This is a genomic window from Serratia ficaria (assembly GCF_900187015.1).
Lineage (GTDB): Bacteria > Pseudomonadota > Gammaproteobacteria > Enterobacterales > Enterobacteriaceae > Serratia > Serratia ficaria.
Genome location: NZ_LT906479.1, coordinates 326,344 through 348,241 on the forward strand (window position 1 = coordinate 326,344; position 21,898 = coordinate 348,241).

Genomic DNA, 21,898 nt, shown 5'->3' on the forward strand with positions numbered 1-21,898 from the left:
TATGCACCTCTGGGATGAAGGAGAAGACCTCTATGAGCAAGCATTCAGCGGCTCAACGGCATGAAATCGTAGGCGACAGGGAAAAGACGGGCTTGAAAACCATGGGGGCGTTCTCCTCATTATTTTTCGGCCTTTGCACACTGTCGATCGGCAACCTCAGCGCAGCGGAAACCCGCAGCAACGAAACGGCCCAGGATGCGGAAACGCTGCTGGTGACCGGCGAGAAGATTAAACGCTCCATTTTCGATACCGGCTCCAGCGTGCAGGTATTCGACAGCAACCGCATCGCTTCCATGCCCGGCGCGCTGCAGGTTCCCGACCTGTTGCGCATGACCCCCAACGTGGTGGATCTGGGCATCGGCAACGATCTGCCCACCGTGCGCGGCATCGACGGCTCCGGCCCGAATACCGGCGCCAATGCGTTCCTCAGCGGCACCCGCCCGCGCCTCAACCTGTCGCTGGACGGCCGTTCGCTGACCTACAACGAACAGGCGTTCGGCCCGCAGTCGCTGTGGGATCTGGATCGCGTCGAAGTATTCCTGGGGCCGCAAAGCTATATTCAGGGGCGCAACGCCATTGCCGGCGCGATCGTGATGGCCAGTAAGGATCCGACCTTCGAGTGGGAAAGCGCCTTCAAGGGCGGCGCGGGCAACCAGCACTCTTCGCAGCTGTCCGCCATGGCCTCCGGCCCGCTGGTGGAAGATCAGCTGGCGTTTCGCGTCAGCGTCGATCGCCAGCGCCGCCGCAGCGAGGCCGATCTGCCCGCCTATGCGCCGGTCGGCGATCCGCGTGAGGTTGAAGCCACCACCGCCCGCGCCAAGCTGCTGTTCAACCCGGCCGGCCTGCGAGACCTGACCACCAAGCTGACCTTCAACCACTTCGGCAGCACCTCACCGCAAAACGAAAGCCTCAACCCGCAGCCGCACCCGACCAACCCGCGTTACGACTCGCGCCGCGCGGTGTTCAAAAGCAACATGAACAGCAGCATCTGGGATCTGGCCTGGGAGGCATCCGAGGCGGTAACGCTGGAAAACCGCCTGATTTATACCGATTTCAATATCAACCGCCCTACCGCCTACAACATTCAGTACGCCGAAATCGACGGTAAAGAGGTGCACGTGGAGCCGCTGGTGCGCTTTGGCGCGGCGGACAGCCGCCTGCATGGCCTGGCCGGGCTGCGCTACTTCCACGCCAAGCAGGACGAGTTCGTCAACATTTTCGGCGGCGCCGCCTTCAAGGACAAAACCGACACCCATTCGGCCTTTGCCGAGCTGACCTACGCCCTCACGCCGCAGGTGGACATCACCGCCGCCAGCCGTCTGGAGCGGGAACACCGCCAGCGCAACGGCGGCAGCAATGCGGTGCGCATCGACTTCGACGAAACCTACACCGTGTTCCTGCCGAAGCTGGACGTGGCCTGGAAACCGACGGACGCCCAGACCTACGGCGCCAAGGTGGCGCGCGGCTATAACGCCGGCGGCGGCGGTATCACCATCGGCACGCCGGTGGTCAGCTACACCTATGGTTCCGAATATGTCTGGAACTATGAGCTGTACAGCCGTCATCACCTGAAGGACGCCAACGTTGTGCTGACCAGCAACGTTTTCTACAACGACTACAAGGACATGCAGCTGCCTTACTCGCTGGGTGAAAACTCCAGCGTGATCCGCAACGCCGACAAGGTGGAGACCTACGGCGCGGAAATTGGCGCCACCTGGCAGCCGCGCTGGGACTTCGAACTGTTCGGCAACCTCGGCCTGCTGAAAACCGACATCAAGAAGTTCTCGGGCAGCGGCGTGGAGGGGCACGAACTGGCGCGCGCGCCGGCCTATACCGCCAACGTGGGCGCCAAATACCAGCTGTTCAGTGGGCTGGAGCTGAGCGGCAACGTGGCGTTCTCCGATTCCTACTACTCGCAGTACGACAACGATTCGCGCGGGCGCATCGGCTCCTATTGGTCGGCGAACGCCCAGCTGGCGTACACCTTCGCCTACGGCCGCGCCACCCTGTTCGCCAAGAACCTGTTCGATGCCGATCGCCGCGAGATGGTCAGAGGCAACGATATCTACACGGCGACTGTCCAGCCTTCGCGTTTGATCGGCGCGGCGGTTGAGCTGAACTTCTAAGGCTATTGCCACGTTGGGGGGCCCGGCCCCCCTTTTTATGGCGTGATTTCCCTGCAACCCCGGCGCGCCGGGCAAAAGGAGATACAGCAGTGAGCGGTGATTTTGACGGTATTCTGAGCGATGAAGAGGCCCGGCGTCTGGACAGGGCGTTTCTGGCGCTGGGCGAGGGGGGGGCGGGCGACAGCCTGCCGGTCAGCGAAAGCGAAGAGCAGGCGTGGTTCGGCCACGTGCAGAGCGGCGGCGCCGACGGGCAGCGGGCGTTGGCCTGGCGGTTGAACGGCGAAGCGGATATCGGCCGCCTGGCCGGTGCGCTGCAGGCGCTGATCCGTCTGACCCCCGGCCTCGACGTCCGCTATTGTTTTGACGATGAGCGCGGGCTGCATAAACGCCCGGGCGACTCGGCGCTGCCGCCGGTCACCATCGAGACGCTGGCGGATGAGCCGCAGGCGATCCGCCGGGTGCTGGAAACCCAGGCGACGCCGTTGGCGCTGGATCGGGAAGCGCCGCTGCGTTTCTTGCTGTTGATGGTCGAGCGCGGTCCGGCGGTGCTGGGCGCGGTGATGCACGATATCCTGGCCGAAACGCTGCCCTGGCGGCAGCTGCCGGCCGCGTTGTCGGCGCTGTATAACTTGCAGGCCGTACCGCAGGTTGCGATGCCGGCGGCGGCCGGCGCGCCGCCGGAACACGCCGATCTTAAGCTGCCCTGGGCGCGACAGCCGCTGCAACTGCGGGATTATCGTCAGGACAACGGCCTGCCGCCGGCGGGATCGCGCATCGTCACCCGCATTGCGCGTTCGCAGCTTCCTGCGACCGAGACGCCGCTGGCGCTGTTGACGGCGGTGGCGGCGCGCTTCGGCCGCTTTATCGCCGCCCAGGCCGGCGGGCAGGCGGTGCAGCTGTGCGTACCGCAGTCGGAGACGGACGAAACCGCCGGGGTGGAGATCGGCATAGCAACGCCGCCGCTGAAACGCCTGACCCTGCGCCAGGGCGACGTTTCATCCGAACGGGCCCGGCCGACGCCGCAAGCGCAGGATCCGCAGTTGGCGCAGCTGCTGGTGTGCTGGCGCGAGGATATGTCCGCCGGGCTGCGGCTCGACGGCGTCGGCGCCGAACCGCTGCTGTTGCCGCCGCTGCATACCCCGTTTGAACTGGCGCTGTTGCTGAGCCTGCCGGATGCGTCGTCGCTGGCGTTGGAGCTGGTGGCGGATCCGCGCCTATCTCCGCACGCCGCGCCCTTCCTGCTGGAGCAGTTTGTCGCCTTCCTGGCGGGGCAGCGGGTCATCACGGCATCGATCGCAGACGCCGATCCGGCGGCCGGCCAGGCCCCTGCGACGGATTATGCCGGCGATGACGACATTGCCCAATTGATCCTGAGCGAGTTCCGCGAGGCGCTGGCGGCGCCCGAAATGACCGCTGATGAGGACTTCTTCGACCGCGGCGGCCATTCGCTGGTCGCCACCCGGGTCATCGGCAGATTGCTGAGCCTGCATCAGTTGGAACTCAATATTAACGATCTGTTCAGCCACCCGACGGCGCGCGGGCTGTCGGGTTACGCCAAACGTCAGGCGACGGCGCTGCCGACAACGGCGGCGGCCGGGGCCGGGGCCGACGAAGCGGTTCAGGCGCCGCTGTCGCTGGCGCAGGAGTCGCTGTGGAAGGTGTATGAAGCCTTCGGCCACGATGAGATCTTTAACCTGCCGTTCTCCCTCCGTTTCTTTGACCCGGTGGATGAAACGGCGCTGCGTCAGGCGTTTATCGACGTCATGACGCGCCATAGCGCATTGCGTTCACGGTTTGTCGAGCGTCAGGGCGAGGTGCGCCAGCAGGTGGTGCCGGCGGCCGAATTGCCGGACTACGGCTGGTTCCGCTTCTCCCATGAAACCCCGGCCGGCGATGCCGGCGCCTTGCTGGCTCATGCGGGCCAGCACCGTTTCGACCTGAGCGCCGAGCTGCCGCTGCGCGTCACCCTGTTGCGCGATGCGGAAAACGGCCAGCAGCTGCTCTCGCTGCTGTTCCATCACGTGGTGCTGGATGAGTGGTCGCTCAATCTGATGATGGACGAGCTGGGGATCGCCTATCGCCATCGGGTGGCGGGGCAGGCGCCGCAGTGGGCCGGCCGGCCGCCGCAGTTTCATACCTTCGCCCGGCAGCAGCGGGCGTCCGGCGTGCAGAGGCGGCATCTGGATTACTGGCTGGATAACCTGCGCGGCGCGCCGGTCGGGTTGCCCATCTTCCGACAAGAGCCTTCCACCCATCCGGCGGTGCCGGCGCCGGCGGACGTCAACGGCGGCTGGCTGGAGTTCGAGGTCGAGCCCGCGGTGGCGGCGGGCCTGTACCGGCTGTCGCGCCGCAACAGCGCCTCGTTGTTCAACGTGGTCTACGCCGGCATCACCTCGGCGCTGCGCCTGCTGGGCGGCCCGGCGGATCTGCTGGTGGGCACCTCCACCTCCGGCCGCAACGACGCCGAGTTCTTCGACACCGTCGGCTACTTCACCACCGTGGTGGTGCATCGGCTGCGCTTCGGCGATGAGCTGACGGTGGCGGGGCTGATCGAGCAGGTCAAAAACACCATCAACGGCTCGTTGCCTTACAGCGATATCCCCATCGATCTGGTGGAGGAAGGGCTGTTCGGCGTGGATGCCGACCGCAAGAACCACATGTTCGAGGTGTTTATCCAGATCCACAGCCGCATCAAGCTGAACGGCGAATTCCGGCTGCAGGACGGCGGCACGGTCGCCTACCGCCAGGTGGAACCGGAAAAAGCCGAGTCGTTGCTCGGCCTGCAGTTCGAGGTGATGGAGGAAGATTTGGCCGGGGTGAAATCCCTGCGGGTGATGATGACCTACCGTCAGGATCACTACAGCGCCGAGCAGGCCAATTTGATCGCCGACACCGTTCAGCACGTCTTTACCCATTTTGCCCAGCCTACGGCTGGCGATATCGCTGTGGCGGCCCTGCCGTCCGCGCCGCAGGCATGACGTTGTTTCACTCTAACCGAAAGCATGATTTTCAAGGAGATAGATGGATGTCTGGAACAATAGCAACTCCCCGCGCGTTACTGTCGCTGCTGGTGGCGGCTTCGCTGGTGGTCGCCGGCGTGGCGCAGGCGGACGACGCCGGCATCGGGCCGCAGGATATCAAACGCCAGGCGCTGTCGTCGGCGGTGGTGGAAATGGCCTACAGCCCAACGCAGCGGGCGCTGTTCGTCAGCGCGCCCGACTGGAAGGAAGAGGCGCGCTCGCGCGTGCTGCGGCTGGATCCCAATACGCTGGCGGTGAAGGCGGAGATCCCGCTGAAGGTCAAAGGCTTCGGCGTGGCGCTGGACGATGCCGGCAACCGGCTGTACCTGACCCAGGGTTTCAACGGTGAAGTCGGGGTGGTGGATACCGCCACCAATCATGCGCTGGGCAGCATCAAACTGTTGGACAAGGTGGTGCTCGAGCAGGCTTACAAGCAGGCGGGCATCAGCGGCAAACGGCTGGATTTTCTGCTGGCAGAGCTGAAGAAATTCAAAATCACCGAAGACTATCAATACCGCATCCGCGAGATAAAGTATGACTCGCACACCGGCCGGCTGTTCTTGCCGGGGCTGGGCTTCGGCGTCGACAGCGTGCTGTACGTGGTGGATACCCGCGCCGGCAAGCTGGAGAAGGTGATCCCCGGCTTCGGCTACAACGCGGTCGGCATCACGCTGGATGAAAAAGGGCGTCGGGTGTTCGTTTCCAACATGCAGGGGCAGCTGATTACGCTGAATGCCGATACGCTGGAGATCGCCGCCACCCATGAGGTACAGGCGGACCAACTGCTGAACCTGGTGTATGACCCGGTGAGCAACCGCCTGCTGGGGGTGGATCAGGGTATCGACCGCGACGGCTACCGCAATCACCATTTGGGCCGCGACTACGTGAAGCGCAGCAGCGGGCACCGGGTGTTCGCGTTGGATGCGGACAGCGGCAAGGTGCTGGCCAGCGAGCTGACGGATGAAGTGCCGATCGGCCTGTTGCTCGACGATCGCAGCCAGCGGCTGTACGTCGCCAACCGCAAAGGGGTACGCGTCGAGCATGGTGCGGGGACGTTGACGGTATTCGACGCCAAAACGCTCAAGCGTCTGCAAACGGTGGATCTGCCGCCGCACCCGAACAGCCTGGCGCTGGACCCGCACGGCAATGCGCTGTTCGTGACGGTGAAGAACGACGGCGCCGGCACCAAGGCCGGCAAGCCGGAGAGCGTGGTGCGCATTCAACTGCAGGATAAATAACCGGGATTGGCAATGTAAAAAGGGGCGCCGCGGCGCCCCTTTTCATGGGTTCATGAGGATCAGAAGTGCGTATTGATGCTCATGTAGTAGGTGCGGCCCGGTTCGTTGTAGGTCGCCGCGCCGGCGCCGGCTATGTTGATGGCGCCGGTGGTCGGATCGCCGACGTTCTGCGCGTTGCCGGCGCGGAACTGGCGTTTGTCGAACAGGTTGTCGATGCCGGCGGTGACGCTGACGTTTTTGGTCACGTCATAGGTGGCGCTGGCGCCGACGATGGCGTAAGGGCTGACTTCGCGCGTTTCGCCGCCGGTCGCCGGTTTACCCTGGTAGTTGTACTTCTTCGGCTTCTGACGGCCGTACCAGGTCAGGGTCGACTGCATCGACAGGTCCTGGGTGGCCTGCCAGCTCAGGGTCGAGTTGATGGTGAACTTCGGGATCACCGACAGGTAGTCGCCGGTGCTCTTGTTCTTGTTCTCGATCATGTAGGTGGCGTTGTTGCTCCAGGCCACGGTTTCACTGACCGGCACGTTCAGCGTGCCTTCCAGGCCCTGAACCACCGCTTTCGGTACGTTTTCCCACTGATAAACCGCCGTCCCGGTGCTGCTGGTGGCGATGCGCGAGTTGCCCGCTTCGATCTTGTTGCGGTAATCGTTGCGGAAGTAGGTCACTCCGGCCAGCCAACCTTCATTGTGGAACTCCAGGCCGATCTCTTTGTTGACGCTGGTTTCCGCCTTCAGATCGTCGTTGCCGAGCAGGTAGCAGCCATTTGTGGTATCGCTGGACGCGCAACCTTGCCCTTTGCTGTACAGCAAATAGTTTTGGTTGGTCTGGAACAGGGTCGGCGCCTTGTAGGCGCGGGCGATGCCCATTTTCAGCGTGAAGTTGTCGCCCAGCTCCTGCGACAGGTTCAGCGCCGGGCTCCAGTTGTTGCCGGCCTCGGAGTGCAGATCGTAACGCAGGCCCGGCGTCAGCATGGTGCTGTCGGTCAGCTCGATATTGTCTTCGGCGAACAGCGAGAAGATATGCGCGGAAGCGTAAGGGCTGCGGGTGCCGGTATCCGTGCCCGGAATGGTGCCGCCCATCAGCGTCTGGCTGGTTGAGGTGCCATCTTTCATCCGCTGTTGGTTCCACTCGGTGCCCAGGGTGGCGGTTTGCGCCACCCCGAATTCAAACGGTACGCTGACTTCGCTGTGCGCCAGGAAGTCGTCCAGCTTGGTGGTGCCGAAGCCGCTGTTTTTGGTGTCGAAGATGCCCTCGGTACCGCCGGCCAGCCCTTCGTTCAGGCGGGTGTTGCGGGTGCGCTCGAACTGAATGTAGTTGTTGGTGCTGACGCCGTTGTCCCAGGCGCCGCGGTGGTTCAGACCGAAGGTTTCGCGGTAGATGCGGTTGGTCTCTTTACCGTAGTTGCTCTGCACCAGCGCATTGGTGTTGGTGTTCTGGGTATCGCCGGCGTACAGGTTGCCCTGGCGGCCATAGGAGTACTCGAATTCCAACGACTGCAGGTGGGCGAAGTCCCAGTGCAGCATCGCGTCGATGTTTTTGTCGACCACGCCTTCGCGGCCGGCGGGAATGCTGTTGGCATAGGCGCCTACGCGCTCAGACTTGTGGGATTCGTTGATGTCCCAGGCGTCGGCCTGCGTTTTGCTGTAGCCGCCGAACAGGCGGAAGCTCAGCCGATCGCTCAGCGGGCCGGACAGGCTGAAGTCGGTGCGCTTGGTGGAGCCTTCCTGCTTGTGCTGCGGCACGTTGAAATAGGTGTTCAACGAGCCGTGCAGATCCTGGCCGGCCTTTTTGGTGATGATGTTGACCACGCCGCCGGCGGCGCCGTTGCCGTAGCGCGCCGCGGCCGGGCCGCGCAGCACTTCGATGCGTTCGATCATTTCCGGCGGCACCCAGGCGGTATCGCCGCGGGTATCGCGCTCGCCGCGCCAGCCCTGGCGCACCGAGTTGCGGCTGGTGGCCGGCTTGCCGTCGATCAGGATCAGGGTGTTTTCCGGCCCCATGCCGCGGATGTCGATCTGGCGGTTGTTGCCGCGCTGGCCGCTGGTGGAGTTGCCGGTCAGGTTGACCCCGGGCATGGTGCGGATCAGTTCGTTGATGTCACGCGCCGGCGGGCGTTTTTTGATTTCGTCGGCGGTGATGGTGGACACCCCCGGCGCCTGCAGGTTCTGCCGGGCGGCGGTGACCACGATGGTGTCTTCCGCCGGCTGCTTTTTATCGGCGGCGCTGGCGTTTTCTTCCGTGGCGGTGGTGTCGGCCTGCTGTGCGGCGTTGGCGAACGCCGACGCGCCCAGTCCCAAGCCGATGAGCGTGGCTAAAGAATAACGTGATAATTTGCTGTTCATGTGAGCTTCCTACCTTGCTGCCATTCCGCGCCGAGAGGGGGAAGGGCGGTTGTAGTTTTTGTGTAGTCAGGAATAGAAAATCGGCTGCGGCAAGGGATGCCATGTGTCATATCCCCGCTCCCTGTCCGTTGCGCGCAATACCAGCACGATTTCCAAGCCTCACACACTATTGCAAATGCAAATAATTATCAATAGTATTCGAGCTACAGTGCGTTCGGGCGGTGGCTGGCGATACGGATAGGCCGGCGTTTGTTTAAACCGCCAACTACAAAATGGGTAGGCGTTGTGAATACAGAATTTCAGTCAGAAAGCAGCAGGTTATTGGCCAGCAGCAATGCCGGCAGTCCAGGGTGGTGGTTGAAAGTGGCCCGGCGCGGCACACCCTGGGTAGAACCGGCGGGCAACGGCCGGTGGCGAGCCACCTTTTTCTGGCGCGATCCCCAGGGGTGCGAATTGACCTCCGCTTACCGGCGGGTGTGGATCAACATCAACTGCCTGACCGACCATCATCAGCCGAATCCGCCGCAGAGTCTGCAGCGTCTGGACGGCACCGACGTCTGGTACTGGCAAACCGAATTGAACGGCGACTGGCGCGGCAGCTACTGTTTTATCCCTTCCCTCGACGCCCGCCCGCCGGAACTGGCGGGCGACGACGCGCATGCCAATATGCACAACGTGCGCCATTGGTGGCATCAGGTATTCGCCAGCGCCACCCACGATTTGCTCAATCCCTATCGCGCCTGGCCGGGTACCGGCGGCGGTTGCCTGTCCGGTTTGCATATGCCGGAAGCGCCGCCGCAGCCGGCATGGCGCGCGTTCGACGAGTATGAAATCGCCAGCGGGCGCTGTACGCCGCCGCTGCCGGCGCGTCTGCAGCGCCATACCTGGCACAGCGAACGCTTGGGCAACAGCCGCAACGTCTGGATCTACACCACCGGCGACAGCCGGCCGAGCGAACGCCCGTTGGCCATTTTGCTCGACGGTCAGTTCTGGGCGCAGCAAATGCCGGTATGGGAGCCGCTGATGCAGCTGACGCGCGAGGGGGCGCTGCCGGAGGCGGTGTATGTGCTGATCGACATCATCGATCTGCAGCACCGGGCGCGCGAGCTGACCTGCAAGGACGATTTCTGGCTGGCGGTGCAGGAAGAGCTGCTGCCGCAGTTGGCCGAGCGGGCGCCGCACAGCGACAACCCGGCGAGCACCGTGGTGGCGGGGCAGAGTTTCGGCGGGCTGGCTTCACTGTACGCCGGGCTGCGCTGGCCGCAGCGCTTCGGCGCGGTGATCAGCCAGTCCGGTTCTTACTGGTGGCCGCGGCGCGACATGCTGCAGCAGCCGACCGTCCCCGAGGATGCCTGCTGGCTGATGCAGCAGGTAGAGCGGCGGGAGTTGGGCAGCCACGGCGCGCTGAAGGTGTTTATGGAGGCCGGTTCGCATGAAAAGCTGGTGCATAGGGTCAGCGGCCAGATGGCGACGCTGCTGAGCAACGCCGGGCATCGGGTGCATTACCGGGTGGTGGAGGGCGGGCACGACGCCCTGTGCTGGCGTGGGGGCCTGACCGACGGGCTGCAGGCGGCGTGGGCCGCGACCTTCGCCACCGGCTATTCCGCTCCCGCGGACGCCGCTCGTTCAACGGCGTCAGGAGCGCATGATGGAAAAACCGAATCCGTTCGATGATCGACAACAGCGCAGCCTGGTGCTGCGCAACGCACAACAACAATACAGCCTGTGGCCGGATTTCTGCGCAATTCCCGCTCACTGGACGGTAGCTTTCGGCCCGACGGCGCATGCGGAATGCGTCGATTGGCTGGAGCGGCATTGGCAGGATATTCGGCCGGTATCATCGCCTATGGCGTGATCGGCACCAGGTAATAACGGGAGCAACAGCAGTGTCACAGACCCCAATTTCCACCACCGGGCCAACGGTCGCCGGTGAAATGCCGTTGGTGGCGGCTCAGCCCGGCATCTGGGTGGCCGATCAAATTTCCCCGCATCGCAACGCCTATGCGGTTGCGCACTGCATCGAGCTCAATGGCCCGATCGAGGCCGCTCTGCTGCTGCAGGCCATCACCCAGGGCCTCAACGAAGTGGATACGCTGCGGCTGCGTTTTGAAGAACGCGACGGCGTGCCGGTGCAGTGGCTGGACGCATCGCTGGCGATACGCGAACCGGAGTTCGTCGATCTGGCGGACTCGCCGGACGCCGAAGCCGCCGCGCGGGCGCTGATGGATATCGACCTGGCCGGCGAACTGCGCGCCGGCAGCGGCAAGCCGCTGTACCGCCACGTGCTGATGCGCCTGGCGGACCAGCGCTGGTTCTGGTACCAGCGCTATCATCACATGCTGGTGGACGGTTTCAGCTTCACCGCCATCGCCCGCCGCATCGCCGCGCTATACAGCCATCTGCGCCGCGGCGAGCCGCTGGAGCCGACGCCGTTCACGCCGTTTAGCGAGGTCGTGGCGGAGTATCAGGCCTATCGGCAGGCGCCGGCCTGGCAGCGCGATGCCGATTTCTGGCTCGAGAAGGCGCGCCAACTGCCGCCGGCGGCGACCCTGTGCCCGCAGCCGCTGGCCGGGCAGGTGCCCACGCCGCGCATTCACCGGCTGGAGCAGCGCTGCGACGAGCAAACCTTTGCTGCGCTGGTGCAAATCGGCGGCCAGCAGAAGCTCAACGCCGCCGATATGGCGGTGGCGCTGCTGGCGCTGTGGGTGTCGCGGTTGAGCGGCCAACCCAGCTTCAGCGCCGGCTTTATTTTCATGCGCCGTACCGGCTCGGCCGCGCTGTGCGCCGCCGGCCCGGTGATTAACGTGCTACCGATGGAAATGCACCTCGAGCCGCAGGCCACGCTGTATGAAGCCGCCGCCCGCATCAGCCGCGAGCTGAAGAGCGTGCGCCGCCACCAGCGTTACGATGCCGAACAGGTGCAGCGCGATCTGGGCCGCATCGGCGACGCCGAGCCGCTGTACGGCACGGTGTTCAACTTCAAAATGTTTGATTATCAACTGGATTTCGCCGGCATCGAGGGCATTACCCGGGATCTGGCCTCCGGCCCGGTGCGCGATCTGGAGATTGCGCTGTTCATCGACGGGAACAACCAGCTGAAGGTTGAGCTGCTGGCCAACGCCGAACGTTACAGCCGTCAGGAATTGCTGGCCCATCTGCAGCGTTTGCCGCTGTTGCTGGCGCAGTTTGCCGCCCGGGCGGATTTGCCGATCGGCGAAGCCGACATGCTGACGCCGGAAGACCACGCCTTGCTGGCGCGGGTCAATGACACCGCGCATCCGGTACCCGCCACGACGCTGAGCAGCCTGCTGGCGCAGCAGGCGCAGCGCACGCCGGACGCGCCGGCCCTGGCCGACGCCCACTTCAGCTTCAGCTACCGCGAAACCCGCGAGCAGGTTGGCGCGCTGGCGCGTCAATTGGCCGCGCAGGGCGTGCGGCCGGGCGACATTGTGGCGGTCGCGCTGCCGCGCTCGGTGTTTCTGTCGCTGGCGCTGATGGCCATCGTCGAGGCCGGCGCCGCTTATCTGCCGCTGGATACCGGTTATCCGGACGAGCGGCTGGCGATGATGCTGGAGGACGCCGCACCGCGTCTGATCGTCACCAGCCCGGCCCAGCAGGCGCGTTTCGCCGGCCAGGGCGAAATACTGCTGTATGACGCGCCGCTGCCCGCCGATCACGCCGCCGGCGTGACGGTCAACGGCCCGACGCCGGATCATGCGGCCTACATCATTTTTACCTCCGGCTCTACCGGCCGGCCGAAGGGCGTGCTGGTCGGCCATCAGGCGATCGTCAACCGCCTGCTGTGGATGCAACACCAATACCCGCTGGCGGCGGACGACGTGGTGCTGCAGAAGACGCCGTGCAGTTTTGACGTTTCGGTGTGGGAGTTCTTCTGGCCGCTGATGGTCGGCGCCCGGCTGGTGATGGCGCCGCCGGAGGCGCACCGCGATCCCGAGCAGCTGCAGCAGCTGATTGCCCAGCATCGGGTGACGACGATGCACTTCGTGCCGTCGATGCTGGCGGCGTTCGTCGCGGCGCTGGACGGCGAGCAGGCGGTCGCCGCCTGCGGTTCGCTGCGCCAGGTGTTCTGCAGCGGCGAAGCGCTGCCGGCGGAGCTGTGCCGCCTGTGGCAGAGCCGCACTGCGGTGCCGTTGCATAACCTGTACGGCCCCACCGAGGCGGCGGTGGACGTGACCTGGCATCCGGCCTACGGCGAAGCTCTGGCGCGGGTGACCGGCGCCAACGTGCCGATCGGCCTGCCGGTATGGAACACCGGCCTGCGCATTCTGGATGCGCGTCTGCGCCCGGTGCCGCCGGGGGTGGCGGGGGATTTATACCTGACCGGCATCCAGCTGGCGCAGGGTTATCTGGGGCGGCCGGAGCTGACCGCCGGCCGCTTTGTGGCCGACCCTTACGGCGAGGGCGGGCGCATGTATCGCACCGGCGACGTGGCGCGCTGGCTGCCGGGCGGTGAAGTGGAATATCTGGGGCGCAGTGACGATCAGCTGAAAATTCGCGGCCAGCGCATTGAGCTGAGTGAAATCGACCACGCGCTGCTGTCGCTGCCGGGCGTGCGCCAGGCGGTGACCCATGCGTTGGTGCTGCAGGGCACGCCGGTGGACGCCGGCGGCGATGCGCGCCAGCTGGTGGGGTATCTGGTGCCGCAGCCGGGCGTGACCTGGGACCTGGAGGCGCTGCGCGCGGCGTTGGCCGACCGCCTGCCGCCGCATATGGTGCCGGTGGCGCTGGTGGAAATGGACGCGCTGCCGCTGAGCGCCAACGGCAAGCTGGACCGTAAAGCCTTGCCGCAGCCGCAGGGCGGTGAACGCAAGGCCGGCCGCGCGCCGCAGGCCGGGTTGGAGGCCGACATCGCCGCGGTGTTCGCCCGTTTGCTGCAGCGCGAACAGGTGTTCGCCGACGACGACTTCTTCGCCCTCGGCGGCCATTCGCTGCTGGCGATGCGCCTGGCGGCGGAGCTGCGCCGCGATCTGGGCAAGGCGGTCTCCGTCGGGCAGGTGATGGTGGCGTCCCGCGTCGAACAACTGGCGCAGCTGCTGGCTGAGGAGCGCACCCAGGAAGAGGCGGATCGCTGCGGCTTCGACAGCGTGCTGCCGCTGCGCGCCACCGACGGGCCGACGCTGTTCTGCCTGCACCCGGCTTCGGGCTTCTCCTGGCAGTTCAGCGTGCTGCCGCGCTACATCGACCAGCACTGGTCGCTGGTCGGCATTCAGTCGCCGCGGCCGGACGGCCCGCTGGCGCTGAGCGAGGATATGGATCAGGTGGTCGACGCCCACCTGCAGACCGTGCTGCAGGTACAGCCGCACGGGCCTTATCACTTTATCGGCTACTCGTTGGGCGGCACGTTGGCGCAGGGCATCGCCGCCCGGCTGCAGGCGCGCGGCGAGCAGGTGGCGTTCCTCGGCCTGCTGGACACCTACCCGCCGGAAACCCAGAACTGGGACGTGATGCTGGACGACAACGTGCTGAAAGAAGTGCAGCGCGAGCGCGAGCAATTCCTGGCGGTGTCGCAAGACACGCTCGATCCGGCGCTGGGGGAAACCCGCGTGGCGATGTTCGACAATATCGAAGCCAACTACGCCGATTCGGTGCGGCTGTTGTCCCATACCCGCACCGCGCGTTTCAACGGCCTGGCGACGCTGTTTGTCGCCAAACGCACCTTGCAGGAAGGGATGGACGTGCAGCAGACCTGGTCGCAGTACGTTGACGCGCTGCAGGCGCACGAGCTGGACTGCGCGCACGTGGATATCGTCTCGCCGGCGTCGTTCAAGGTGCTGGGGCCGTTGCTGAACCGCATACTGCGGGCATTGTAACCGGCGTCGCCAACGTCGGCCGCCAAACGTCGGAAGCGATCCCGGCGTTTGGCGGCGTTTGCTGAATATCAATGAGTTTTATTATCATTATTGCTCCCATCATCTGTGCTAGCATGAGTCCCCACGCTGTTGCAGCCCTGACGCAATACCCTTTTAACGATTGGTGATGAACCGATGAGTAAACCCTCTATCCTGCTTGATTTTGGCCTGCTGAAGAGCAACCGGTCCTTCCGGGCGGTATTCTGCGCGCGCTTTATTTCCATTTTGGCGCTGGGGCTGATGGCGATCGCCATCCCGGTGCAGATCCAGGCGCTGACCGGTTCGACCCTGCTGGTCGGCCTGGCGGTGACCCTGGCGGGCGGCGGCATGTTCGCCGGGCTGTTGATGGGCGGCGTGCTGGCGGATCGCTACGAGCGCCGGCGGTTGATCCTGTTTGCGCGATCCACCTGCGGCATCGGCTTTGTCGGCCTGTGCGTCAACGCCGCGCTGCCCGCGCCTTCCCTGACGGCGATTTACCTGCTGGCGGTATGGGACGGCTTCTTTGGCGCCGTCGGCGTGACGGCGCTGCTGGCGGCGACGCCGGCGCTGGTCGGGCGGGAAAACATCGTGCAGGCCGGCGCCATCAGCATGCTGACGGTGCGCTTCGGCTCGATTCTTTCTCCGGCGGTCGGCGGCCTGGTGATCGCCAACATGGGCATTGCCTGGAACTACGGCCTGGCGGCGTTCGGCACCCTGCTGACGCTGTTGCCGCTGCTGAGCCTGCCGCAGCTGATGCCGCCGCCGCAGCCGCGCGAACACCCGCTGCGCGCGCTGGCGGGCGGTTTTGGCTTCTTGTTCCAGAACAAGGTGATCGGCATGGTGGCGCTGATCGGCGCGCTGCTGACCATGGCCAGCGCGGTGCGCGTGCTTTATCCGGCGATGGCCGGCGGTTGGCAGGTCGACGCTTCCCATCTCGGCTTCATGTACGCCGCCGTGCCGCTCGGCGCGGCAATAGGCGCCTTCACCAGCGGGCGGGTGGCGCATGTGGCGCGCCCGGGCTGGGTGATGCTGTTGACCGCCATCGCGGCGTTCGTCGCCATCGGTTTGTTCGGCCTGATGCCGTGGTACAGCCTGGCGCTGCTGTGTCTGGTGGCCTTCGGCTACCTGAGCGCGCTGAATTCGCTGTTGCAGTACGGGCTGATTCAAAGCCTGACGCCGGATAATTTCCTGGGGCGCATCAACGGCCTGTGGACGGCGCAGAACGTGGTGGGCGACGCGCTGGGCGCGCTGCTGCTGGGGGCGATGGGGGCGTTTATGCGGCCGGCGAGCAGCGCCGGCAGCTTCGGCTTCGGCGCCGCGGCCTTCGGCATCCTGCTGGCCTTCGCCATGACCGGGCTGCGTCAGGTGACCCTGAACAAACCGGAACCGCAGCCCGTCGCCGAAAAGTAACGGTGCGGAGTCGGCAACGCGGCGGCCCGAAAGATGACGGGCAGGTTGACATGGCAAATATCGACGAGTAATTTAGCGCGGAATTAACTTAAATGATAATCATTATTATATTGGTTATCAGTTAGCGACTTGAGGACGTAGCGATGGACATTGCCGTGAAAGGCGCCAACCGAAAGGAACTTCAGGAGCGGGCGGATGAACCGTTCGGCGCTGATTTTTCTCCTGCATCGGGCTTCTTCTTCACCTCGCCGTTCCGCAGCCTGATTACCGCCGGCTGCTTTAGCCGGGTGACCCAGCCGGCCGCGGACGGCGCCGATCTGCACGGCGAATTCCAGCGGCAGGTGCGCCAGGCGTTTGCCGAGGCGCGCGCCGCCGGGGTAAAGGAACCGCTGCTGTGCGGCGCCATTCCCTTCGATACCCGTCAGCCTTCGGCGCTGTTTGTTCCGCATGAAAGCCGCTGGTTCGATCGCGCCGCCTTTATGGCCGGCGTCTCGCCGGCGGCGAGCGGCCCGGAAATTGCCGGCCTTGCCGAAGTGCCGACGCAGCAGCCTTTTATGCAGATGGTGAGCGATGCGGTCGCGGCGATGAAAGCCGGGCAGCTGGACAAGGTGGTGCTGTCGCGGCTGCTGGAGATCGAGACTCGCCGGCCGGTAGACCGCCATGCGCTGATGGCGCGGGTTATCGCCCAAAACCCCAACGGTTTCCATTTCCACGTGCCGCTGGAGCGGGGGGCACTGTTGGGCGCCAGCCCTGAGCTGTTGCTGCGCCAGGCCGGCGGCCACTTCCACTCCAACCCGCTGGCCGGTTCCGCCCGGCGCGAGGCCGATGCCGAACGCGATCTGGCGGTGGGCGAGCGGCTGATGGCCTCCGAGAAAGACCGCCACGAACATCGCATCGTCACCGAAGGCATGCGCCGGGTGCTGGCCGGGCGCAGCCGCTATCTGAACGTGCCGCAAACCCCCGAGCTGCTGACCACCACCACGCTGTGGCACCTTTCCACCCCGATTGACGGCGAAGTGGCTTCGCGCGACGAAAGCGCGCTGTCGCTGGCCTGCCTGCTGCATCCGACGCCGGCGCTGTGCGGCACGCCAACCCCGGCGGCGCACGCATTGATCCGGCAGCTGGAGCCGTTCGATCGCGGCCTGTTCGGCGGCATCGTCGGCTGGTGCGACGCCGAAGGCAATGGCGAATGGGTGGTCACCATCCGCTGCGGCACCGTCGATGGCAGCCAGGTGCGGCTGTTTGCCGGCGCCGGCATCGTCCAGGACTCTTCCCCCGAATCTGAATGGCACGAAACAGGCACCAAACTCAGCACTATTCTGCGTGCCTTTGGTTTGAATCAAGGATAACGACAAGATGAGCATTGCCTTTACCCCCTGGCCGGCGGAGTTCGCCAGCCGTTACCGCGAACGCGGCTATTGGATTGACCTGCCGCTGACCGATATTCTCGACCGCCAGGCCGACAACGACGCCGTGGCGATCACCGATGCCCGCCGCAGCCTGAGCTACCGTGAATTGAACCTGCTCTCCGACCGTTTGGCGGCCGCCCTGCAGCGCCGCGGCGTACGGCCGGGCGAGACCGCGCTGGTGCAGCTGGGCAACGTGGTGGAGTTTTACGTGGCGTTTTTCGCGCTGCTGAAGATCGGCGTGGCGCCGGTCAACGCGCTGTTCAGCCATCAGCGCAGCGAGCTGCACGCCTACGCCGCGCAAATCAAGCCCGCGCTGCTGATCGCCGATCGCGAGCACGGCCTGTTTGCCGATGACGAATTCCTCAACGCCTTCCGCGCCGAGCATCCTTCGCTGCGCGTGGTGGGCCTGCGCAACCAGCCGCAGGGCGAACAGGCATTGGCCGACTGGCTGGAGGAACCCTGCGACGGCTTTGTCGCGGTGCCTTCCGCCGCCGACCAGGTGGCGTTTTTCCAGCTTTCCGGCGGCAGCACCGGCACGCCGAAGCTGATCCCGCGCACCCACAACGATTACTACTACAGCATCCGCCGCAGCGTGGAGATCTGCCGCTTTGACCGGCAGACCCGCTATCTGTGCGCCTTGCCGGTCGCCCACAACTATCCGATGAGCTCGCCGGGCGTGCTGGGCGTGTTCTACGGCGCCGGGCAGGTGGTGTTCGCCGCCGATCCCGACGCCGCCCAGTGTTTCCGCCTGATCGAACAGCACCGCATCAACGTGACGGCGCTGGTACCGCCGGCGGTGACGCTGTGGCTGCAGGCGATCGAAGAGTGGGGCAGCAATGCCGCGTTGGCCAGCCTGGCGCTGTTGCAGGTGGGCGGCGCCAAGCTGGGGGAGACCCTGGCGGCGCGCATTCAGAACGAAATCGGCTGCCGGCTGCAGCAGGTGTTCGGCATGGCGGAAGGGCTGGTTAACTACACCCGTCTGGACGATGACCCGCAGCACGTCCTGGCGACCCAGGGGCGGCCGATGTCGCCGGACGACGAAGTCTGGGTGGCGGATGACGACGGCAACCCGCTGCCGGCGGGCGCGGTGGGGCGCCTGATGACGCGCGGCCCTTATACCTTTCGCGGCTACTACCTGAGCCCGGAGCACAACGCCGGCGCCTTTGACGCGGCAGGGTTCTACTGCTCGGGCGACCTGATCAGCATCAGCGAAGACGGCTACATCACCGTCGAGGGGCGCCAGAAGGACCAGATCAACCGCGGCGGCGAGAAGATCGCCGCCGAGGAAATCGAAAATCTGCTGTTGCGCCACCCGGAGGTGATCAACGCCGCGCTGGTGTCGATGCCGGATGCTCTGATGGGCGAAAAAAGCTGCGCCTATATCATCGCCGGCGCGCCGCTGAAAGCGGTGGTGCTGCGTCGCCACCTGCGCGAGCAGGGCGTGGCCGACTTCAAGCTGCCGGACCGTTTTATTCAGGTGGACAGCCTGCCGCTGACACCGGTCGGCAAAGTGGACAAAAAACTGTTGCGCCAGCGTCTCGACGCGCAACAACAGACTCAGGCTCAGGGAGATTAATCGATGGCCATTCCGAAACTTAATGATTACGCGCTGCCCGCAGCAGACGAACTGCCTAACAACAAGGTCAGCTGGCAGCTGGAGCCTCAGCGCGCGGCGCTGCTGATCCACGACATGCAGCAGTATTTCCTCAACTTCTGGGGCGAAGACAGCGCGCTGATCAAACAGGTGGTGGAAAACATCGCCAAGCTGCGCAGCTACTGCAAGCAGCAGGGCATCCCGGTGTTCTATACCGCTCAGCCGAACCAGCAGAGCGATGAAGACCGCGCGTTGTTGAACGACATGTGGGGGCCGGGCCTGAACAAGCATCCGGAACAGCAGGCGGTCACCGCGGCGCTGGCGCCGGACCAGGACGACACCGTGCTGGTGAAATGGCGCTACAGCGCCTTCCACCGCTCGCCGCTGCAGGAAATCCTGCAGGAATCCGGCCGCGACCAGCTGATCATCTGCGGCGTGTACGCCCACATCGGCTGCCTGACCACCGCCATCGACGCCTTCATGCGCAACATCCAACCGTTTATGGTGGCCGACGGCCTGGCGGACTTCTCGCGCGAAGAGCACCTGATGGCGCTGCGTTACACCGCCGGGCGCTGCGGCCGGGTGGTGACCACCGCCTCACTGCTGCCGGGCATCGCCAGCAAAGAGGCGCTGCGTCAGCAAATTCTGCCGCTGCTGGATGAAGACAGCGAAGACATGGGCAACGACGAGAACCTGATCGACTACGGCCTGGACTCGGTGCGCATCATGGAGCTGGCCACCCGCTGGCGCAAGATCCGCGGCGATATCGACTTCATCGCCCTGGCGCGCAACCCGACCATCGACAGCTGGTGGGCGCTGCTCTCTGCCGAACGGAACTGATTTTGACCACGGCGTTGTTGCCGCCGCCCGGCGTTGGCCGGGCGGTAATTTGACTCGAACGATACCCTAGGGAAATTATAATGAATGCTATGATTAATAAGGGAAAACGTGCGGCATTCCCGCTGATGCTGCTGTCCTCGCTGCTGTTTTCGGCCCCGCTGCTGGCGCAAACCGCGCCGGAAGTGCTGCGCAAGCCGGTTGGCAAAGGCGCCTATGAAATGGTGTACAGCCAGGGCGAGAACGCGCTGTACCTGGCGACCTCGCAAAGCCGCAAGCTGGACAAGGGCGGCGTGGTGTATCGCCTGGATCCGACCACGCTGGACGTGACCCAGATTATCCATAACGACATCAAGCCGTTCGGCGCCGCCATCAACGGCAAAACCGACACCCTGTTCTTCGGCAACACGGTGAACAACTCGGTCACGGCGATCGACGCCAAAACCGGCGAAGTGAAGGGCCGTTTGGTGCTGGACGCGCGCAAACGCTCCGAGACCGTGAAGCCGCTGGCGCCGCGTGAACTGGTGGCGGATGCCGACACCGACACCCTGTACGTCACCGGGCTGGGTGAATCCAGCGTGGTGTGGGTGGTGGACGGCAAGGATCTGACCCTGCGCGCCACCATTGCCGGCACCGGCAAATACGGTACCGGCCTGGCGCTGGACGCCGCCGCCAAACGCCTGTACGTCACCAACGCCGACGGCGAGCTGGTGACCATCGACACCCAGAGCAACAAGGTGCTGTCGCGCAAGAAGCTGGACGAGTCCAAAGAGCACTTCTTCCTGAACATCAGCCTGGATACCGCCAACCACCGCGCATTCATCACCGATTCCAAGCAGCCGCAGGTGCTGGTGGTGGATACCCGCAACGGCAACGTCCTCGGCAAAATCGAAGTGCCTGAATCGCTGGCGGTGCTGTTCAACCCGGCGCGCAACGAGGTTTACGTCACCCACCGCCAGGCGGGTGAGGTGAGCGTGATCGACGCCAAGAGCTACAAGCTGTTGAATACCGTCAAGACGCCGACCCACCCGAACAGCCTGGCGCTGTCGCCGGACGGCCAGACGCTGTACGTCAGCGTGAAGCAGGCCTCCAGTCGCGAGAAAGAAGCCAGCGCGCCGGATGATGTGATCCGCGTAGCGCTGAAGTAATCCCATACGGATCCTGCCGATCGAACGGGCGCAGCGGCAACGCTTCGCCCGTTTTTTTCGCCTGAAATCCGTGCGGGCTATACTGGATCGTCATTTCAGCCCTGAAGGAACTCCGGCTATGTCCGTTTATCAATCGCCACGATTACTGCTCGTCATCACCCTGCTGCTGTTGGCCACGCTGGCCTACAGCGGCATCAGTCCTTACGATCGCGCCACCTGGCTGATGGAGGTGGCACCGGTGCTGATCGTCCTGCCGTTGCTGTGGCTCACCCGGCGCGGTTACCCGCTGACGCCGCTGCTGTACGCGCTGATCTTCTTTCATGCGCTGATCCTGATCTTCGGCGGCCTGTATAGCTATGCGCGCGTGCCGCTGGGGTTTGAAGTGCAACACTGGCTGGATCTCGGCCGCAACCCGTATGACAAGCTGGGGCATTTCTTTCAGGGGCTGGTGCCGGCGCTGGCGGCGCGCGAGATCCTGCAGCGCGGCGGCTATGTGCGGGGCCGCAAGATGCTGGGCTTCGTGGTGTGCTGCATCGCGTTGGCCATCAGCGCCCTGTACGAGCTGATCGAGTGGTGGGCGGCGCTGGCGCTGGGGCAGGGGGCCGATGAGTTTCTCGGCACCCAGGGCGACCCCTGGGATACCCAGTCCGACATGTTTTGCGCGCTGCTGGGCGCGCTGAGCGGCCTGTTGCTGTTTAGCGGCTGGCAGGATCGGCAAATAACGTCGCTAAAGGCAAGTAAACCTTAATATTAATAAGGTATAATTATTTAAAAACCCGCCTTATGGCGGGTTTTTTTATGCCGGTTGCCAGCGGGGGATCCGGTTCAATGTAAAGAATCTTCAGCGCCGCTTACTTTAGTTTTTTAATTGGGCTGTCATATTTTATTTTTTATATAAATCAATTTGTTTAGGTGTTTTTGTAAA

General features: G+C 64.5%; 13 protein-coding genes. 12 read left to right on the forward strand and 1 reads right to left on the reverse strand.

Translation table 11 applies throughout. From position 1 onward, the window contains the following. The first annotated feature begins 32 nt into the window (after positions 1-32). From CKW09_RS01480 to CKW09_RS01490, 3 genes are all read left to right on the forward strand, one after another. A complete protein-coding gene (locus CKW09_RS01480; RefSeq protein WP_061799705.1) occupies positions 33-2,126 on the forward strand; it encodes a TonB-dependent receptor in 2,094 nt (697 codons plus the stop codon). Positions 2,127-2,215: 89 nt separating this feature from the next. Beyond that, positions 2,216-5,104 carry a condensation domain-containing protein gene (locus CKW09_RS01485; RefSeq protein ID WP_095095141.1) on the forward strand — a complete coding sequence of 963 codons (2,889 nt, stop codon included), beginning with the start codon at positions 2,216-2,218 and terminating at the stop codon, positions 5,102-5,104. 47 nt (positions 5,105-5,151) lie between these two features. Next, the gene (locus tag CKW09_RS01490; protein ID WP_095095144.1) at positions 5,152-6,384 is read left to right on the forward strand and encodes a YncE family protein; all 1,233 of its coding nucleotides are present in this window, start codon (positions 5,152-5,154) and stop codon (positions 6,382-6,384) included. 59 nt (positions 6,385-6,443) lie between these two features. Here CKW09_RS01490 and CKW09_RS01495 read toward each other — a convergent pair whose 3' ends face one another. Further along, the gene (locus CKW09_RS01495) at positions 6,444-8,726 is read right to left on the reverse strand and encodes a TonB-dependent siderophore receptor (RefSeq protein ID WP_095095149.1); all 2,283 of its coding nucleotides are present in this window, start codon (positions 8,724-8,726) and stop codon (positions 6,444-6,446) included. Between the two features lie 285 nt (positions 8,727-9,011). Here CKW09_RS01495 and fes point away from each other — a divergent pair, with 285 nt between their 5' ends. The 9 genes from fes to CKW09_RS01540 all read left to right on the forward strand — a co-directional run bounded on the left by fes (position 9,012) and on the right by CKW09_RS01540 (position 21,721). Beyond that, positions 9,012-10,400 carry an enterochelin esterase gene (gene fes, locus CKW09_RS01500; RefSeq protein WP_073970350.1) on the forward strand — a complete coding sequence of 463 codons (1,389 nt, stop codon included), beginning with the start codon at positions 9,012-9,014 and terminating at the stop codon, positions 10,398-10,400. Beyond that, positions 10,375-10,581: an MbtH family protein gene (locus CKW09_RS01505; protein ID WP_073970349.1), complete on the forward strand. Its 207-nt coding sequence runs from the start codon at positions 10,375-10,377 to the stop codon at positions 10,579-10,581. The genes fes and CKW09_RS01505 overlap by 26 nt, the downstream gene beginning before the upstream one ends. A gap of 79 nt (positions 10,582-10,660) precedes the next feature. Next, the gene (locus CKW09_RS01510) at positions 10,661-14,557 is read left to right on the forward strand and encodes an enterobactin synthase subunit F (RefSeq protein WP_374188965.1); all 3,897 of its coding nucleotides are present in this window, start codon (positions 10,661-10,663) and stop codon (positions 14,555-14,557) included. A 174-nt stretch (positions 14,558-14,731) separates the two neighbouring features. Then, the gene (gene entS / locus CKW09_RS01515) at positions 14,732-15,985 is read left to right on the forward strand and encodes an enterobactin transporter EntS (RefSeq protein WP_095095155.1); all 1,254 of its coding nucleotides are present in this window, start codon (positions 14,732-14,734) and stop codon (positions 15,983-15,985) included. 143 nt (positions 15,986-16,128) lie between these two features. After that, positions 16,129-17,334, forward strand: coding sequence for an isochorismate synthase (locus tag CKW09_RS01520; protein ID WP_095095158.1), 1,206 nt, complete (start codon positions 16,129-16,131; stop codon positions 17,332-17,334). Positions 17,335-17,341: 7 nt separating this feature from the next. Beyond that, positions 17,342-18,970 (forward strand): (2,3-dihydroxybenzoyl)adenylate synthase, encoded by a 1,629-nt coding sequence (locus tag CKW09_RS01525; protein WP_061799695.1) that lies wholly within the window; start codon positions 17,342-17,344, stop codon positions 18,968-18,970. Positions 18,971-18,973: 3 nt separating this feature from the next. After that, a complete protein-coding gene (locus CKW09_RS01530) occupies positions 18,974-19,828 on the forward strand; it encodes an isochorismatase (RefSeq protein WP_061799694.1) in 855 nt (284 codons plus the stop codon). A gap of 80 nt (positions 19,829-19,908) precedes the next feature. Then, positions 19,909-20,973, forward strand: coding sequence for a 7-bladed beta-propeller protein YncE (yncE, locus tag CKW09_RS01535; protein ID WP_061799693.1), 1,065 nt, complete (start codon positions 19,909-19,911; stop codon positions 20,971-20,973). 118 nt (positions 20,974-21,091) lie between these two features. Beyond that, positions 21,092-21,721 (forward strand): DUF2238 domain-containing protein, encoded by a 630-nt coding sequence (locus tag CKW09_RS01540; RefSeq protein ID WP_095095161.1) that lies wholly within the window; start codon positions 21,092-21,094, stop codon positions 21,719-21,721. The last annotated feature ends 177 nt before the right edge of the window (positions 21,722-21,898 follow it).